17 protein-coding genes are annotated in these 19,139 nt (G+C 39.7%); 6 read left to right on the forward strand and 11 right to left on the reverse strand.

Annotated features, from left to right (window positions below; genetic code table 11):
• Nucleotides 1-181 precede the first annotated feature (181 nt).
• From Q5741_RS06515 to Q5741_RS06535, 5 genes are all read left to right on the forward strand, one after another.
• Complete coding sequence (locus Q5741_RS06515) at nt 182-616, forward strand: MarR family winged helix-turn-helix transcriptional regulator (RefSeq protein WP_305023244.1); 435 nt, start codon at nt 182-184, stop codon at nt 614-616.
• A 28-nt stretch (nt 617-644) separates the two neighbouring features.
• Nucleotides 645-1,283: a nitroreductase family protein gene (locus Q5741_RS06520; protein WP_305023245.1), complete on the forward strand. Its 639-nt coding sequence runs from the start codon at nt 645-647 to the stop codon at nt 1,281-1,283.
• A gap of 59 nt (nt 1,284-1,342) precedes the next feature.
• Nucleotides 1,343-1,639 (forward strand): putative quinol monooxygenase, encoded by a 297-nt coding sequence (locus Q5741_RS06525; RefSeq protein WP_305023246.1) that lies wholly within the window; start codon nt 1,343-1,345, stop codon nt 1,637-1,639.
• 291 nt (nt 1,640-1,930) lie between these two features.
• Complete coding sequence (locus Q5741_RS06530) at nt 1,931-2,815, forward strand: class I SAM-dependent methyltransferase (protein WP_305023247.1); 885 nt, start codon at nt 1,931-1,933, stop codon at nt 2,813-2,815.
• A complete protein-coding gene (locus Q5741_RS06535) occupies nt 2,812-6,591 on the forward strand; it encodes a hypothetical protein (RefSeq protein WP_305023248.1) in 3,780 nt (1,259 codons plus the stop codon). The genes Q5741_RS06530 and Q5741_RS06535 overlap by 4 nt, the downstream gene beginning before the upstream one ends.
• 109 nt (nt 6,592-6,700) lie before the next feature.
• On the opposite strand, the gene Q5741_RS06540 is transcribed toward Q5741_RS06535, so the two are convergent.
• The 10 genes from Q5741_RS06540 to Q5741_RS06580 form a co-directional block, all read right to left on the reverse strand.
• Nucleotides 6,701-7,348 carry a hypothetical protein gene (locus Q5741_RS06540; RefSeq protein ID WP_305023249.1) on the reverse strand — a complete coding sequence of 216 codons (648 nt, stop codon included), beginning with the start codon at nt 7,346-7,348 and terminating at the stop codon, nt 6,701-6,703.
• Nucleotides 7,349-7,387: 39 nt separating this feature from the next.
• On the reverse strand, nt 7,388-8,362 hold the full coding sequence (locus Q5741_RS06545) for a beta propeller repeat protein (protein ID WP_305023250.1): 975 nt from the start codon (nt 8,360-8,362) through the stop codon (nt 7,388-7,390).
• Nucleotides 8,363-8,776: 414 nt separating this feature from the next.
• Nucleotides 8,777-9,631, reverse strand: coding sequence for a hypothetical protein (locus tag Q5741_RS06550; protein WP_305023251.1), 855 nt, complete (start codon nt 9,629-9,631; stop codon nt 8,777-8,779).
• Between the two features lie 133 nt (nt 9,632-9,764).
• Complete coding sequence (locus Q5741_RS06555; RefSeq protein ID WP_305023252.1) at nt 9,765-10,718, reverse strand: hypothetical protein; 954 nt, start codon at nt 10,716-10,718, stop codon at nt 9,765-9,767.
• Nucleotides 10,719-10,723: 5 nt separating this feature from the next.
• Nucleotides 10,724-12,577 (reverse strand): DUF3732 domain-containing protein, encoded by a 1,854-nt coding sequence (locus tag Q5741_RS06560; protein ID WP_305023253.1) that lies wholly within the window; start codon nt 12,575-12,577, stop codon nt 10,724-10,726.
• Nucleotides 12,578-12,600: 23 nt separating this feature from the next.
• Complete coding sequence (locus Q5741_RS06565) at nt 12,601-13,059, reverse strand: three component ABC system middle component (protein ID WP_113053394.1); 459 nt, start codon at nt 13,057-13,059, stop codon at nt 12,601-12,603.
• On the reverse strand, nt 13,056-14,327 hold the full coding sequence (locus Q5741_RS06570) for a hypothetical protein (RefSeq protein WP_113053393.1): 1,272 nt from the start codon (nt 14,325-14,327) through the stop codon (nt 13,056-13,058). The genes Q5741_RS06565 and Q5741_RS06570 overlap by 4 nt, the downstream gene beginning before the upstream one ends.
• Nucleotides 14,328-14,486: 159 nt before the next feature.
• Nucleotides 14,487-14,648 (reverse strand): S-layer homology domain-containing protein, encoded by a 162-nt coding sequence (locus tag Q5741_RS21660; RefSeq protein ID WP_113053413.1) that lies wholly within the window; start codon nt 14,646-14,648, stop codon nt 14,487-14,489.
• 344 nt (nt 14,649-14,992) lie between these two features.
• Complete coding sequence (locus tag Q5741_RS06575) at nt 14,993-16,222, reverse strand: hypothetical protein (RefSeq protein WP_113053392.1); 1,230 nt, start codon at nt 16,220-16,222, stop codon at nt 14,993-14,995.
• A 118-nt stretch (nt 16,223-16,340) separates the two neighbouring features.
• On the reverse strand, nt 16,341-17,093 hold the full coding sequence (locus Q5741_RS06580) for a stalk domain-containing protein (protein WP_181586573.1): 753 nt from the start codon (nt 17,091-17,093) through the stop codon (nt 16,341-16,343).
• Between the two features lie 158 nt (nt 17,094-17,251).
• On the opposite strand from Q5741_RS06580, the gene Q5741_RS06585 reads away from it, so the two are divergent.
• A complete protein-coding gene (locus tag Q5741_RS06585) occupies nt 17,252-17,455 on the forward strand; it encodes a helix-turn-helix domain-containing protein (protein ID WP_305023254.1) in 204 nt (67 codons plus the stop codon).
• Nucleotides 17,456-17,531: 76 nt separating this feature from the next.
• On the opposite strand, the gene Q5741_RS06590 is transcribed toward Q5741_RS06585, so the two are convergent.
• Complete coding sequence (locus Q5741_RS06590; RefSeq protein WP_305023255.1) at nt 17,532-19,097, reverse strand: alpha/beta hydrolase; 1,566 nt, start codon at nt 19,095-19,097, stop codon at nt 17,532-17,534.
• Between the last annotated feature and the right edge of the window lie 42 nt (nt 19,098-19,139).

The following is a 19,139-nucleotide window of genomic DNA, read 5'->3' on the forward strand; positions in this document are numbered from 1 at the left end:
TTCCGATTGTGCGCAATTAAATTTGTATATTGCATTATGATCGACCTCGTGATATATTAATTGAGCCGTCAATGATTGATGGGTCAACGATTAGAAAACAGGCATCTGTATCGTCTTGTAATATTACAGACTGTGCGGCATGCTAAGGTGCATGATCCAGATTCACCCGGGAGGTCTGAGCATGACACGGATAAGTAATAAGGAAGAGCAAATCCTAAGTCTGCTGAACGGGCTTGGCAACAAGATCAGCCCCCGCTTTGAGCGATGTACAGGGATCAGCTCCACTCGCTTTGAGATCCTGCATCAATTATGTCAGGTCGATGAGTTGAACCAGTCCATGCTGCAAAAGGTCCTGCAGATCGACGGTGCAGCTATTACCCGGCATTTGAAGCAGCTGGAAGCGGACGGTATGGTGACCCGGCGCAGAAATCCGGAGGATAATCGTGTGACCTTCGTCCGCCTTACGGAGGAAGGTCAAGCCCGAATTGCCGGATACCGGGCTGAGAAAGAGATCCTGATTCAGCAGATCCTGCAGCATTTCAGCGAAGAGGAAATTAACCAGCTTGCCGGTTATCTGGAACGCATGCAGAACAATATGGGCGAGCATTTTGCCTGAATTATTTAACAGAAGGAGAATGAATTACATGACACAAGTTCAAAGATCTAATGATTTTAATGAGATTACATTCGGACGCCGTTCCGTTAAGGCCTATGATCCTGAAGTGAAAATCAGCCGCGAAGAAATGACTGAAATCCTGGCGGAGGCTTCCCGCGCGCCATCTTCCGTCAACCTGCAGCCATGGCGTTTCCTCGTCATTGACAGCGAAGAAGGCAAAGCCAAGCTGGCACCGCTGGCTCGTTTCAATCAGACACAGGTTACCACAGCATCGGCTGTTATTGCGGTATTCATGGATATGAACAACAAGGAGTACCTCGACGAAATCTATAACAAGGCTGTCGAGCTCGGCTATATGCCGCAGGATATTAAGGATTATCAGTTAAATGCAATTAAAGGCTTCTATAACGTAATGTCCGAAAGCGACCTGCGTGACGTCAACCTGATTGACTCCGGCCTTGCTTCGATGCAGCTGATGCTGGTAGCTCGCGCTCACGGTTATGACACCAATCCAATCGGCGGTTATGAGAAAGACAAGATTGCTGAAGCCTTCGATATGGACAAGGATCGTTACCAACCGATCATGCTGATCTCTATTGGTAAAGCAGCCAAAGAAGGTTACCCGTCCTACCGTCTGCCCGTTGAAACGATTACCACCTGGAAATAAACATTCAGCACTGCATCTGCCGCACCCTATAATCCAATTACAGAAAGGTTGTTAAATTCATGATTATTATTCATGCCCATTTGCAAGTAAAACCTGAACAAGAGCAAGCATTCCTGGAAGCAGCACAAACACTGATCCCTGCTACTCGCAGCGAAGAAGGCAATATCAGCTATGATTTGACCAAAAGCACGGAAAAGGAACATCATTACACCATGATCGAACTTTGGAAAGATGAAGCGGCTACTGCTGCACACAACACAAGCGCTCATTTCCAGGCTTTCGTTCAGCAGGCGGCTAACTTCATGGCTGCGCCTATGGATCTGGCTGTATTCAGCGGAGAAGCTGTTCAGCGCTAATCCCCTTCTCACACGGTAATAAAAGCAAAAGCAGAATGGCACCTTCCCGCGGGTGCTATTCTGCTTTTGCTGTTTTATGAAAGGGTTAGAAAGCGGGTTTTCTTGAAGATTGCGATTCAGAGAATGTCCAGAATATGACTAAATGGAAAGGCAGATTTAGCTTCTTATTCGCTTTGTTCCTAAGAAATGTCCAGTTAGCATGATCAATTCCCCCAATACATATAATGGAATCGAAGCTTCCGGAATAGGCACACCCCTGTGTCCGGCACAGCCTGCGAAGGGGGAGACCATATGAATATTCGACTTACCACGCGAAACGATAAAATGCCTGGTTACTATGGCATTGGTAACGGCAGTCAGACGGAAGCCGATGAACAATGGGACCTGCTGAGTCCTCTGTCTCTTGCGGACGATACTGTCGATACCGTGCTGGCGATCCGTTACCTGCAGTATTCTCCAGATTTGATTCAAACGATGAAGGAGATATACCGGATATGCCGGCATAAGGCAGTCGTTACCATCCTAGCTCCCTATGCCCACAACTTCAGAAATATAGAAAATCCACACTATCGCAGTCTTTTCAGCGAACTTACACCGCTCTATCTCACACCTTCCAGAGAACTGTATGTCAAGGAACTGGAGGAGGTCTTTCGATATGAACCGCCATTAACGAACACATGGTTACCTCAACAGGGAATGGATATGGATTTCCGATTGGTTAAAATTCATTATTTCTATACGAGCAATTATGACCCCGCTGATTTTGATCTGGAGGAACGAGTCCTGTTTCGAAGAACCTGTATGAACGTGGTGGATGAAATCTACCTTCATCTGATAGTGGTCAAAAAAGATATTACTCGAGAAGAGCTGCAGGATCTGGCTTATCATCACGTAGACGAAGGTTGGGCCAACGAACTGCCTAAGCGTCATCGGTCTGATAATTCGCAAGACCTTATTGTGAAACGGGAGGCCGAACACACATTAGAAGAAGCCGATTTCCCATATAAACAGATATCCCCAAGTCAAGCGGAAGCCAAAACTATCGAGAAGAAATCCGCAATTTCCCGTCCACGCAGAACATCCCGCCATACCAGAGCATCTTCACGACAAAAAAACCAGCGTCTGCGGCGAAGAAGCCGCTGGATATCGAAAAACAAGGAGAGAAAAAAACGATGACTTTTGTAAACCGCTTCTTCCTCAATGTCAATGGTGCGCTTACTTTTACCGGCAACACGCTCGGCTTAAGCCGTTCCGAACGGGTTGGGGTGCCAGGTACCGTGGATAGTATTGGTGCCTTTATTACAACCAGTACCTCTTCACAATTCGGTACGTATCCGCCGGGAACAACCTCCTTGTTCCAGAGCAACTCGGCAGCGGCGGTGTTAAGCCTTCCTGCAGGGAGCAGCGTCCTGTATGCCGAACTGATTTGGGGTGGGATGTACATTAACAATGGTGTCGACCTTAGCGGTTTTATCGATCAGCCGGTGACGTTCACAACACCAGCCGGCACCTACCGTGTGGCACCTACCCCTGCTACTTCGTTTAATGTTCTGCTTGCGGTAAGCAGCGGGTTCCCGAACGGATTTGCCTATACTCGTTCAGCGGACGTTACGGACCTGGTTGTTCTGGGTGGTGCCGGGAATTATACGACTGGAAATGTAGTAGGTACACTTGTTATCCCGGATCCAACCTCTAATCACGCCGGATGGACACTGGCAGTGGCTTACCAGAATCCAGCGCTGCCACTGCGCAATTTATCTTTGAGGGTGGGCGCCACAGTCATTCAGGCAGCTTCCGGACCGGTCGATACGGTCATCACCGGTTTTGCCACACCCGTTAGCGGCTCGATCAAAGGACGGATCCTGCTTAGCGCTCAAGAAGGTGATGCCAACAAGACTGGGGATCAGGCGCTGTTTGGACGCACACTCAACTCACTCCAAGTGTTGTCTGGGCCAAATAACTTTGCGAACAATTTCTTCGCATCGCAAATTAACAAAGATGATGGCAGCCTCGATACCTCAGGCACCTTTGGTAACCGTAATCAGGTGAATGGAGCACCAGGCAGCAATATTGTGGGAGGTCGTCAAGGCTACGATATCACGAATGTGGATGGATCAGCTGCTTTGGAACGTAATCAGACTTCTGCATATCTGAGACTTACGACTTCAGGAGATGGTTACCTTGTCAATGCTAACGGCATTCAGATTGACATCGATCAACCGCTTGTGCAAGTATCCAAAACAGCAAGTCAAAACGACGCCGTCGTCGGCGATATTATTACTTATACAATCAGAGTTGTTAACACCGGGAAAGTTCCTGCTCAGAATGCAGTGCTTTTCGACAACCAGACATCATCTGGAACCACCTTTGAAGCTAACAGTGTAATTATTAACGGCACGGCTCAACCGGGTGAAAACCCCTTCCTTGGCATCTCAGTAGGAGATATTCCGCCGGGAGGTTCTGTAACATTAATATATCGGCTCAAAGTTACTTCCATCCCAGAACCCGCGGTTCTTGTTGATCAAGGCCGGGTTTCCTATTCCTTCCAGCCTAATCCTTCAAGCCCTGTACTTGACGTATGGGTACCTTCGAATATTGTTAAAATACCGGTGTATGAGCCGATAGTGGTCGCAGAGAAAAGCGCTGATCAAAGTCAAGTTAATGTCGGTGACACGATTACGTACACAATAAAGGTACAGGATACCGGAAATATCCCGGTTAATGTCATAGTGGAAGATATTATTCCTCTCGGGACTTCATTTGTACCTGATAGTGTCAGTGTGAATGGCAGCAATGTCCCCTTTGCGAATCCCGTGTCAGGCATAGCAGCTGGCATTATTCAGCCGGGCCAGCTATCGACGGTTACGTTCCAGGTTCTGGTGACCTCTTCTCCTCCCGATGGTATACTGCGGAATACAGCAGATATTTCATTTATCTATAAACTGCCAGACGGACGTGAACTCACAGGTACTGCCGTTTCCAATGAGCTGACTATTCCGGTATCTTCTCCGCTGGTCAATGTCGTTAAAAGCGTAACTCCTGCAGCTGTTATCGTTGGAGAAACGCTCACTTATTCAGTATTCATCGAGAATCAGAGCACAGGGACGGTCACTAATGTCGTCGTCAACGATCCCCTTCCTCAGGGCTCAACCTTTGTCTCCGGCAGTGTTACCGTTAATGGAACACCAACACCAGGTGTAAATCCCGCGAATGGTATAAACGTTGGAACGATATCTGGTTCCGGAAGCGCCCTGGTCACATTCCAGGTTATTGCCGATTCACTACCTTCTCCGCCGGAACTGATTAATCAGGCAACAGCTACTTTTACATTTGGAACAACGACAGGCAGCAGCACTTCTGATGAAGTCACAGTCCCGGTATTTGAAGCACTGCTTGTGATCGGCAAATCAGCTGACCCTCAATCTGTGACTCTTGGTGAAACCATTAACTATAACGTATTTTTAAGAAACATTGGAAATATTGCAGTCTCACCGGTTGTCCTGGATCCGCTATCACCATTCGTAACCTTCATCCCGGGTACAGCTGCTGTAGACGCAGTAAGCGATCCAACGGAGAGCCCTCTTACCGGCATCACGGTCCCGCTGCTGCAACCCGGGGAATCAGCTGTTGTATCCTTCCAGGTTTCCTTTACTTCTGCACCGCCCGATCAGCTCATCCTCAATACTTCCACAGCCAACTTTAGTTATGAGCTGCCGGACGGCCGGACGTTGACTAATAGTGTTGTGTCCAATACTAATATCGTTCAGGATCCAATCACGAATATTGAAGTCATCAAAACGGCAAATATTTTAACAGCCGTTATTGGGGACATTATTACGTATTCTGTTGAGGTTATCAATACCACGGGAACACCAATAACAAGCGCACGGTTACTGGATATTAATTCGGACGGAGTCCGTTTTGTGGCAGGCAGTGTTCAGATTAATAGCAACCCGGCTCCTAGCGCCGTACCTTCTGAAGGATTCGATATTGGTCCAATCCCGGCAGGGGGCAGTACGATCGTTACCTTCCAAGAAACCGTGACCTCCGGTATTCCTATCGACGTTATCAGAGATCAATCGAGGATCGACTACACTATTGGTGCACAGCAGCTTGCAGGATACTCAAATCCTGTATCCGTACAGGTTCAGCAGCCGATTATTACAGCTAGCAAACGGGCGGCTCAACAGTGGGTGACGATTGGCGATGTGATTCATTACACCATTACCGTCAGCAATACAGGAAATACTAACTTTGAGGCTATTGTATCAGATGTACTTCCGGAAGGAACCGTCTTTGCAGAGAACAGTGTCCTTATGGAGGAAATGCCCATGCCCGGCGACACGCCAATCAGCGGAATATCTATCGGTTCATTAAGCCCTGAAGAAACAGCCGATATTGTCTTTCACGTACGTGTAATTGCTATTCCACCGAGCGGTTTCATCATTAACCAAGGAAAAATTTTATTCACCTATTCTCTGCCAGACGGCAGGACATTCAGCGGATATCAGCAAACCAATCAAGTACAAGTAAGAGCAATAGGCCCAGGTACGCCGAGCCTTACCAAGAGCGCCAATAAATCTGCAGCCGTCTTAGGTGATAAAATCAAGTATACCGTCAGGGTGAACAACTCCACACCTTTTCCAATAGAGAACCTCCATCTGATCGACCCAGCACCGCTTGGACTGGAATGGATAGCAGGCAGCGTAATGGTTCAACATACAGTCCGTCCGCTGGCTACTCCCGAAACCGGTATTGAATTGGAGCCTCTTCCACCAGGGGAGTCCCTCGTTGTTACCTATCGGGCTATCGTTTGCTTCGAACCACCTAAATCGGTGGCTGTCAACACAGCCGAATTGCAATTTGTATCGGTGCTGCCAGACGGCCGGCGTATTCCTGGAAACGTCCGTTCCAATGCAGTAACTGTTGAAATTGAGGAAAATGAGGAATAAACCTCCGATAAAGGGCAGTGTTACATTTCCTTTTACTATCCGCCAAACAAGGAAAAACCCGCTAACGAGTTAGCGGGTTTTTCGCAAGATGCCTGTGAAAGTGGCTTCATTAAAATTGGAGCTCATTCGTGTACATAATCTGACCGTAAGCTCCAACAAAAATGTATTTTCCGTACGCTTTGATACCATCCAGCATCATTTCATCGCCATTCAGGTCAAAATCATATTTGTTCTGAACGGCGACTTCCTTCCACTTTACACCGTCTCTTGAAGTGTAGTAAGCATTATAAGTGACATAATCCCCATCCACCTCTTTGATCGAATCATTGAAAGCAAAGAAGTTTCCACCGAATGACGTCACAAATTCAAAGTTGTCATTGTAGTCCAGGTTAGCGGCAGATCTCGACCACTGCCTCGCATTCTTGGATATCCACATTTTCGAAGGGTCGTACGGGTACACTGCCATGTACTGCTGCCCGTTCCAGGCCAGCTGCACTTCATTAATACCTATCGTAGCCAGTGCTGTCCATGTCGTCCCGTTCGTCGATTGCATGATTTTGGTATATTGATTGCCATTATTATAGATCTGGAAGGCAGCGACTACCCTTTTCCCGTCTGACACCATGGAAGTAAGCCAATAATCGGATTTGCTGACACTGCTCACCTTGGTCCAGGACAGTCCGTCTTTGGAGATATATACACCATACACCTGATCGGAGGCGACAAAAAACTTGCCGGTCCACAATATTTGGCTCAAATCACCAAACTGGTCTTTGAACGTCACCTTCGCCTGTTTTCAGCTGACACCATCGGAAGACACATAAACCCCGCCATTGCCGACTGCGACAAACTTATTGGCTCCATAGGCAACATCGAATAAACTCGCTCTTCCCAGCCTTTCTTTATAAGAAAAAGGAGTCGCACTCTTCCACTGTGTACCATTATCGGTGTAAATAATACTGCCCTCATGCCCTACAGCTACGGTTCTTCTGCCATTGGTCGCTAATGCGGTAAAGTCTCCGCTAAAAGATGTACCTGCCAGCTTGTAACTCCATTTCACCCCATCACCTGTATAGATGGAATAAGTGCCGTCAGGGTGACTCTCCTGGTTGTAAGAACCCAAACCGGCGAACCCGCCGTTAACAGGATACATCGTATATACCGTAACATGCAGACTGGATAAATCATGCTGCTTCCAGTTCACGCTATCGCTGGATGTATAGGACACTTGTCGGCTTGAGCCATTAACCTGGACCTGTCCGACAGCGATATATGTTTTACCATTAGTAAAGACGGATTGGAGACTGACACCGCTTGGCGATTTATTTTGTTTGCTCCAATGCAGTCCGTTCTTGGATGTGTAAATTCCATTGCCGACACCCAGATAATGATCCTTCAACCATACCAAATCATGGATATTGGCTTTCGTATCGAGGGTACTTGTTGTCCATTGCGAGCCATTCTTCGACGTGTAAACCTTCTTTTCTTCATAGCCATAAATAAAATAGGTATCTTTGACGTATCGAACCGGGTGCGAACCATAGTTGTTCCCCAGCTTAAGTGTTTTTCTCCAGTTCTTCCCGTCAGTGGATGTGAAGACATTTTCCCGGCCTACCGCAACAAAACCGCTGGTTCCCCAAGCCAGGTCCTGGATCGCCTCTCCCGGTTTAAAGTCAATTTTCTTCCAGTGCATTGCATCCGTCGAGACAAATGCCTCCGAAGGTACGTAAGCAGCTTCCAGCGCATACTCCGTGTTAGCCCCAAACATCATATACTGATGTCCATCCTATTCTTTTAATAGTCTTAAAGACCTGTATCGGAAATGGGCTAATTCTGGTTCATGCCTTCCATCTTCCTATTCCCCAGACGATCAAAGGTGCTGGAGTTATTTTAATCAACTTACTCTTCTCAGATACTAAAAAAGAAAAACAAAAAAACCTTGCTATGCAAGGTTTTTTAATATGGAGCCTAGGGGGATCGAACCCCTGACCTCATCGCTGCCAGTGTCCGCCGTTCGTTATTTCTGGTTATTAGAATGTCCCAAAAGCGTCGTCTAGTAAGGCTTCTGGGACATCATTGTTATCTCTGGTTATCGAAGATTATCGGGGTATATCGGCTGTTTGTTACCGAATTGTTACCACATAGTTACCATAAGAAATAGATTTGAAGTCCGCCAATATGCTTCTTATATATTGGGGAGCTGTTTAATCATAAGATGAGCTTTTTGAATAAAGAACTGATAATTGCCAAACATCGTATTTAAATCTTCAGGCGATATTTTCTTACCAGTTGGATGTCCCGACGCATTTCTTACTTGTCTAATAATATCAAGGAAATTAAAATTAAGTTTAGGATTTTCAAACCCAAATCTCTTAAATAACTCAATTTTACTTTCAACCCTTTTTTCAAACTCATCTAAGCGTGTATATGCACTTTTCGCATTAATAACATTCCTTTTGAAATTATCAATTTCATTCTGAGTTCCATTTCCACATTCTAAATACTCTTGGTAAGCATCACATAACTGCAACAACAAATACTCTGCTGCACAACCTAACATGGTTGCAGCGGCAATCCGATTATTTCTCATAGCACATTCACAAGCTTCAAAAATATATGCTTTTTCTATTTCGCTCATTTCAGAATTCAAGGTCAAATGAATTAGATTCTCATAATTATTATGCTTCTCTAAATGTGTCGATTCACCTGAGAGATCTCGTCTTACAACGACTTTATTCATCGTTGTCCCAAGTTTAATTCCTACAAATCCATGAGCATCATCATCAACGTAAATATCAGAACAGTAATTACTTAATTTATCTCTAGCATCATACGTAGCGACGATTTTTTTAAACTTTACTGGTACTTTCAATTCTACATACGCACTTCTTTGATTCGACTTTTTCCCAGAATACTTCCAATCGTGATGAATAACAATTTCAGATTGATTAATAATATTATATAACTCAGTTTCATCATCTACTTCAAGACAATCTAATAATGTAGAAAGAAACCTTTCTTCATAAGAAACCTCAGTCATATATAATTCCCCCATTTAAATTTAAAACTAATTATAGTCAAAATTAATGTTTAACGATTTTTCGCTTAAACATCTAATCGCTATGTAACACAACTAAAACAAAAAAGTAATAAGGAACATTGGCAATACTTTTTCAATATAGTATTGAACGAGCACTAAAAAAAGGCTCTGATTCAATGTTAAATTTAGCTATTTTCCTTTGCAAGATATTAATAAGAGATATCTCCTGAGTTAGTACCATTCTCAAATCAAAACCATCCATCAGGAAAATTGATTTGTCTGGATGTTGTTTCATCAAAGGAACCACATGTGAAGACCATCCACCAATCGAAAGAAATAAACCCATAGTTTGTTTTCCCGAACGAGCAATTTTGCCATATAATGAATCTAACTGTTTCATATCCGTGAGTTGACTTGTCCACTTCATCTCAACCAGGTAATGCCATCCATCTAGTTTGAATGCTCCATCAATTTGTTCTCCACCCTCATTACGTCGAAAACTTTGCATAAGGGCAATATCATAGACATTAAAAAGCATATTTACCAATTGTTCTAACATTAAACCTCTTTTGTGAGGATTATTTTTCATCAGAACAAGTTCATCATACATCATTAAGAGAAGTTTTGATTGATTTTGAATCTCACTTTCCCACTCAACTTTGGCTTTTCGTCTTTCCTCTTCTAATCTTTTTCTTTCCTTCTCCCTTTCTTCTGCTAGGTATTCCTTCTCCTTTTCTGCCATTATATCTATAACATTCATAACTTCTCTAGCTTTTTGAACTGTAGCTCTTGCAAGCATCTCATTATCTGTTAAGTGAAACTGGTTCCAGTTCGCTGCTATTTTTATAATTGAGTTGATATTTTTTCGAAATTCAGGTTTCTTTTCCAACTCATTAACAATAATCACTCCCATATCTCTTTTTGTAAGGAGCTTTCCATCTACATTACGTTTTTTCATAAGACTCCCGAAGAACTTATCACTAATTCCTGCTGGTCTAAGTATAAGCTCATACATTTGTGTCTTTTTGTAAACTAAAGATGCTATAATCTCTATTGTTAGTTTTTTAATTTCAAATTCGTTGGGCATCAACTTTACTCCTGACTAGGGGGATGGTTATGATTAATATCTTCGTTACGTATTAGCTTATTACCATCTCTAAATTCTTCTACTAAATAAAAATTGTTCATACTGTTTTCAGTCCAAATCTCAGATGGAATATGCTCTAAAACAATAAACTGAAACTCTCTTTTTAATTCATCGTTAACTCTAGTAACAAAATCGTTCAACAATTGCATTGCAATTGTTATTTTAGCTCTATCAGAATCACTTTTGGCTTTTTCCGCTTTATTATCGTAGTAAGGTCTACTTGGTTGGTCCAGAAACAAAAAAGGAGCAACAAATGGTACTTCTTGTCGCATAATGAGTTCATGAAGCCCCAAAAACAAGCATAAATGTAAGAACAAATGATTTGAACTACTGCCAATAACGTTTTCAACAACAGTAGAGAACGGTTTTTGAAGTCTTAATTTTTTGTCTCGATGGTCAAAGACCGCTTTAAATCCTGCGTAATTTGCCAAAGCATTTTCTGATTTATCGAGATAGACTTGAATAATTTCTTGCAGTAACCTAATTACAGCTTCTTTTTTATCTTCACGATTACCTAGTTGTTTTTTTAATTCATCTATTTCCTTCGAAAGTAACTGGATTTGTGTGTCATAATTCTCTTCTTCCCAATCTTTTTCATAAATTTGCATCCTAGTTTTAATTTCACCAATCAATACATACTTCTGCTTATGGTTATCGAATTGTTTGTAGTTTTGAGGCAATAGATTGATAGCAGTATTTATTTTGTACAGTTCTGTTTGTAAAGAATTAAGTTGAGACTTCACGTCAATTTTAACAGGCGATTTTTTCTTGATGGAACGTTTTATTTCATTTAATTCTACTTTCAATTGAGAAACAAACTCTTTAACAAGTGGTGTCTCAATAATTTCTGAATAATTATTATGAATGTATTCTATTGGCTGTAAACTGTCGATGTTGTTATCTATAAGTGACTTATATGAATTGTATTCATTTTCAAATCTTTTTAACTTTTTTATCTTTTTAATTAGTTCCCAGCGCTGTTTGTCTAATTTATCAAAATCATTAATTTCTGTAGAGGGAATGCTTTCATTCTCTTGTAAGATTACATGCTTTATTTCATTTAATTCCTCTTCGAAACTTTTCGACAAGTCACTGATAAGCTGATATTCTTTTGCTTTAAGTAATAAATCTCTCATGTTTTTTTCAAACAATTTATTTTCTTTCTCTAGAGCAATAGATTTTTTCGACATTTTCTTTCTTTCATTTTCTAAACTGATAAGTTTCTCCTTGATTAGAGTCTCTCTTACAGTATCAATCCCGATAGACAAATCAAAAATACGTTCAAGTGCTTCCTTATATTTCAGTTGAGTTTGTTTATCGAAAAAGGTATCACTATTTACGATAGTATTTTCCCCTTGAGTATTGAACAATAAAAAATACCTCAACGATATTTTAGATCCTTGTCTTATTTCCTTGCCTCCATAAGGGATTACTACTTTATCATTAATTTCAAACTGTGCTTCCATATACTTTTTTATTTCGTCTTCGTTAATGTTTTTTTCGGGCTTTTCAGGAATTTCACCACTTCCTGAAAAATAATACTCTGTTGAGGGGGTACCAAATAGATTAATCCCCTCTCGAGCAATGGTATATACTTCATCATTGATATTAAAATTGATGCCATACCAATCAACATTTTCATTAATTATGTCCTCAGGGATTTGAGGCTCACTTGAAAATAGGCAATAATCAATAATTGCCCAAATCACTGTTTTCCCAGTATTACTCTCACCTGTCACAATATTAACCTTATTGGGCTTAAAAAATAGTTTTCGCACATTACCATTTTTCATCCACATAATAAGTTCATTTATATGAAATTTCATAATTGCACCCTCAATTGCAAATATAAATCATTTGCATTTTTTTGTAGTAAGACCGTAATTTTAGAGGAAGCTTGCACGATGGCTCTTGCACGCCCCCCTAAACTTGGTTCACTAAAATTAAATTTAGACTCATCCAGTAATGATAAATGCTCATCAACGAACTTAACATACTTCATCTCACACAATATATTAATTGAGTTAATCGAAACTGGAAGTAATGATTGAAATCTACTGTTGAAATTCGTAACTAAATTACCTTTCTTAATAATTAATTGCTCAATACTTTTCACATCACTATTTGCTCTTTTTAAATAATTTAAAGTTTCTTTATGTGCAACAGTTGGAAGTATTAATAAGGCTTTCGATAATGGAAGAGTTTTTGAATATTTAAGTACCGATGCAATTGCTACAATACCAAATGCCTCGTTATTATAAAAATATTTAGATTGGTTCATATTTTGTACTTTACCTCCCAATCAAGAAGCCACCCTATAGAAGGATTATCAGAAAGGTGATAAAACTGTCCGTTACTCATTTTAATGTTAAGTTCTTCGTCATCAATCTTCACTGATTGGTCTCTGATGTTATCTAGACAATTCAAAGCGTTCATTTTGATTAATTCAGGGATTGGTTCATTATCTCTGATTAAACCTCGGCTTGTTCGATGGGCTGCTCGATGTAGGTTCTTCCATATTGCGACGCATTCTTCGTTAAAATCATCTAATTCATCTTCAGTAATATAACCAGCCTGTTTCCAGGATTCTAAATGTTTCAAGATATTTAATTTATATGTGGTGTATTCTGCCATTTGGACGAAATCTAAAGGATCTATATCATTAATATCTACCAATTGTTTTATAAAAATTTGAGACTCCAAATCATTTGGTAAATCAAACTGAAATTTTCTTTTAGGAAGTTTATTATTTCTAGCAACTAAAAAGCATTTGTGAAGTTTTGTCTCTACTTCTTCATAATCTATATATATCTTTTCACCTTTTTTTACATTTTCATATTTCCAAATACTCAAATTACTGAATATGCAATCAAGCGCATTATTGATCCTATATTCATCCACCTCAAAAAGCTTCACGCGAATTGTATTTTTGATTTTTTGTATCAAGTCATCTTGATTCAATTGAAATTCAATTTTGGATAAGAACTTCTTTAGCCATTCGTCATTTTGTGATACAAGTTCTCGCATATAATTTTTCAACTTATTTCCAGTTCCATCAGCTTTTTTAGTGCTTGTTTCGGAAATCAGCTTACTTAAATAACTTTGGAAATTTAAGATACTTAAGGTATCTTTCTGTACGGCATCTATCTTTTTAAGTAGTTGATTATTGGTGCTACTAGCTTTATTTGAGATCAACACAAATTTTGTTTGATTCATAAACTGAATTTGTTCCGAGATAAATTCTCTTTTTTCATCCTTATCATTAATCACTTTTATCCAGTTATGTATTGTCTTCCATAAATCACCATCCCGTTCAGTCAAATTTACAGTTTGACCTTGTGCATTAGTTTTTAAAGTATGCTTTGTCTGCATTAATATATGGTTTTTCGAATCTAATTCTATATGAATATCATCTTTTACTTCGTAACCTATCTTTTGATCAATCTTCATATTTAATAACAAATCTATAAAATAGAAAAATTGATAATCAAATCCGATTGATGTTTTATCTGCGCTTGTTCTATCTTGGAAATTTGAACTATCAGCCATTTCTTGACTCCTTTCTTGGAAACTGAACCCATGTCTTTATGTTTAAATTCACTTTACATATGACATGATCTCTATTAATTCGACCAAGCTCTTCCAAAACCCTGCTTTCAATAGGAAAAAAGCCCCGAATTATCGAGGCTAACTAGTCTATTGGAGTATTTACTTTTTATTAAATTTCTTTGGAATCCAAACCATCGCTACTACAGCACGTGACAAGTAAGCTTTCGGTTTATAGCTTCCATCTTGATATACACCGATTATTCCGTTTGTTGCAGCAGTAAGTACCAGTTCAGGATAGTCAGTGATGTCTTCAGCATCAATAAAGCTCTATAGGTTTTCGGATAAGGGGAGCTTAAGAGTTCTTACTACATAAACTGCCATTTGTTCACACGTAACTGACAATGTTGGGTTGAATTTCTGCCCTTCTTCAAGGGCACTAAAGATGCCGGAAAAGCTGCTTTTTGAATAAGACCACGTTAACGTAGGAACATCCGAGAAGGAATTACTGACGACTGTATTTGATGCTATTGACTTTGCAGTCAATAGCAAATTTATAAACTCTTCCTTCGTTACAGTTGCATCCGACGAAATGTCCCATCTGGATAACCTGATACGACGCTAGGTATGTCAAGGCAGTCGATAACACCGTGCCCAACTAACATCACTCATTTGATAAGCTCAGATAAATTCTTTATTTTGAATTTGTAATAAACAGTTTCTAAGTTACTAGGTGAGAATGTTCCATCTGAAAGTCTCTTTCCAACCCCGCCCCTCGCGTAGAAATTTCCTTCTGTATCCATCCAATACAATACACCTATAATATTCTGGAAATCAAAATTAAAATCAGCAAGTTTCTCCCCGGTTATTGATGAAAGAATTACTTTGTCCCAGAATATCAGTCCACTATCATTGAAATAAATAGTAGGTACTAATGGATCATATTTTTCATTCTCATAGTAATCGTACTTCCATTTCTCAACTCCTGTTTTATCTATTAAGTGAAGTTCAGAACCATCAAGCAAATATATACCTTGCTTTTCATTAAAAAAGATATTACCTTCACCAGCATGAATCCTATATGTTTTCTTCCATTTCAGCTTATTCGTTTTCCCATCAATTGCGAATACTCCAGTAAAGGTTCCTGGGTAGTACTTTTGAGACTCTTCTATACTCCTACTATAATCAGGACCCGTCACTAAATATACGGTACCATCTGATCCTTGAAAAATATCATCAACTTGCCCTTCGCCCTTTTTTAATTGGTATTTAAACTTATATATCTGTGATGTGACCAAATAGCCTGAAGGATTTTGGGTTTGGCTGTAACCGAACTCCCATTCCATAAAAGGATATTTCTGTGTTGTGATTGTATTTCCGCTATTTGGATTGAGATAATAAATCACATCCTCATGATCATTAGCAAGAAGACGTTTTAACAACAATTTGTTATTTGCGACATCTCGAAGTTCAACACTAAATCCTTTGAACTCACGTTTCCAGATTAACTTAAAAGTTTTTTCATCATAGGCGTATAATCGGGAATACGATGTGTTATATATTGAACTGATTTCTACAAAAATCATCCCGTTCCAGTACATATAACTGATCTGTTCGTTATTACCACCAGTAATTTTATATTTCAGATTGTTGCCCTTGTCATAGAAGCTCAAATAGCTTACTTGTATTTGAGGGTTGATTGTCAAAAGAACGGATTTACCTGAAGGCAAAAAATCAAAACTTTTCACAGCATCATATTTGGTATCAGTATGCTTTGTAATTCTCTCTACCTTTATATTTGCTTTTTTGATATCTGCTGCGTCTGTGGTCGAAGGGAAAATACTTACAAGCAACGAAAATGCGAGACCAACCATAATTATCAAATATCTATTATTCATCTCTGTCTCCTTTACAAAAGTTATTAATACTACAGAACGAGCATTTTGCTTTTGCAAAGTGCTCGTTCTTTTTAAATTACTTGTTAGTATGATTCAAATTTATTAATCACCTTAATATCTATTGGAAAAACTTCGCTTCAACTAAACCAAATCCGCCAGTTGCGGCATGATATGTGCCGTCTCCTTTGAAAGCTATTTTAACTTTGTTAGCTCCTGTCAGGTCAACGTTCACTTTGATTGGTTCTGTTATATTAGAAGCTATCTTTCCACTTTTATAAACAGATACATCATCAACATATACTTCTAAGCTTCCACTAAAATCAGTTTGTGATGGCGCCGTGCCCCATTCCTCACTTGGAACTAGTAGAGCTTGGAATTCCTTATATTGACTATTCAAAAGATATTCTTTAGTAAATCCCCAACCAGTCTCTTCATCCGAACTACCACCAGTTTCGCCATTAAAAAACGGCAGTTCATATCCATGAAGATATTGGTCTCCAGTGTTTGAAGTAAAAGTTTCGATTATTCTTTCACCGATTTTAGACTGGTTTGAGTAAGCTTTCATTTGTTCCATATATGAAAAGCTACCTTCTTTTTGTTTACCCACATATATGGAAGAAGTCTTCCCATCATACCCAACTTTCTTTCCCAATGCCTCCGACACGAAGCGAAGCGGCACATAAGTTGTTCCCTTATAAACAAAACCTTGCTGGTCTGATGGCGCTGTTTTCTCTACACCGTCAAAGAAGTATTTCAATGGTTGGAAACTTACATCAATGCTCGTGGAAGCTGCATATGATACCCCCGAGAATAATACTCCACCAAGAATTACTCCAACTGTCACATCTTTAATTCTTTTAAGTTTAGTCATTTTCATTACTCTCCTTTTGTTTAATTATTTTTCCTTAAATTCATAACACCTAACAAACTCATTATAATACACGTATTATAATTCGCCAATTATATTATGTTATTAAAAGTTTGCGAATTGTCTACGATTAGGGAAATAGATCAAGGAGTTGTTTCCCTATGAAAATCAGCGCCGCGCGAAATGCTAAAAACCTGACCCAAGAAAAGCTAAGCCGCGCCATTAATGTTTCCTTGAAACATTATCAAAATATTGAACATGGGCTTACAATGCCTACAGTAAACATCGCTTTGCATATATGCGAAATTCTAGATGTTGATCCAAGAGAAATTGACGAATGGAAAGATAGAAGAGCAGTTGACTAATTTTATACAATCCATCGTTACACCAGGGTTACAGCATTCATTACAATTTGATATTGATAAAAAATGGGAAGGTCTGTTAAGACCCTCCCATTTTTTCTTTCCTTATTCTATTTCCCTTTTGTCGTTCAACTCCGTTTTTCAATTGCTCATATAATAAAATTGTCTCATCATATAGCCATTCATCCTCTGGATGGTATCTTAGCGCTACATTATAAAAATAGATGCTGCTTTGCAAATTCCCCCTATCTCTTTCAATCTCAGCCACTTCCTTTGCTAAATCAACAATCTGGTTCTCCAACTTATCCCTGTATAGATTTATCCAATCATCATAAAGTCCAGGGAGTAAGGTTTCTGGCAGCGAATTAAAGATTTCTTTACATAAATTCAATTTGAAATCATTACTCTTCTCAATCTGAGCTTTTTGCAAGTCACTGATGAGTTTTAATACATCGGATCGTAAACTCCCACGAATAGCAACATGCTCTTTATCAGTCATCAATATAGAGTTATTGGACTCATCAATTTCAATTAGTTTCCTCAAGTAGTTTAAATATACTTTGAGATTATTTAATGCCTGCTTTAAAGGGACTTCAGGAAATAAGGAATCACAAATCTGCTCACGCGTAGTAGTTTGGTTAAATGTAAGAAAAAGCAATAAACTTTTGGCGTAACGCTGATTCCAACCATCCCATATGTATTCGTTATTTATACTTACACGAAATGCAGTTAAGAAATCGACCTGTATAATCGTTTGCTTACCTAGTTTATTGATTCCAATTTCATAGACTTCATGAAAATAATCCATGACACTTACAGCTCCATTACTCTCAAATGAGCCGTAGTTGCTCCTGACCAAAATGGGTTTTTGTATAAAATCATGAATCCATTCAGCCGTTAATTTGGGCTGGTCTATAAATACGGCATTCGAAGAATGAGGTACAACTAATAATCTCGTTTGAATCAATAATTTTGAAGATAACGTATACGAAGTCAAATATATCGGATCATGAACGCCCACTAACGATAAGGTAGGGTGTGTAATACACTCAAAATCTCCATTTGGCGGTGTATCCAAGTACAAATCAAAAATCTGAAAATAGGTTTCAGGTGTCACCATTGAATACGCGTTTACTATCTTCTGAAAAATACTGCTATCTGACGGCTCCATCGTAATTCCTTTTGCCATGTTCTGAGCGAGGGGCAGCATGGAACCACTACATGACAGTACCTTCCGACTTTCAATCAATGCATCAATAGATTTTCTTGGAAAAAAAGCTGGAACAGCTAGGAGGATGATACTTTTTACTTTTTCTTTATACTTCTGGCTATACTTCATCGTTAAAGTTGCACCGAATCCGTGTCCAATTAGATGAAAGAATTCTAAGTGCAGAAATTCCATCAATTTATTTATATCGTCTACAAACAATTCCCAACTAAAATCGGACATCCCTCTTTCGGTTTCCCCATGCCCTCGTAAATCAAAGATAACTACATGATAATTATGAAGGAAGTAGGGAAGTATAGGTTCCCACAATTCCATACTCAACCCTACACCATGAATGAGAACTAGTGTATCCATTGCATACTGAGATTTGTAAATTTGATAATGTATTTTGATATCCTTCACTTGAACAAACGACATATGATCCTCCCAGTAATGAAAATATATTAGGTATAAAGTACC

The organism is Paenibacillus lacisoli (genome assembly GCF_030580655.1).
In the GTDB taxonomy this organism is placed as follows: domain Bacteria; phylum Bacillota; class Bacilli; order Paenibacillales; family Paenibacillaceae; genus Paenibacillus; species Paenibacillus lacisoli.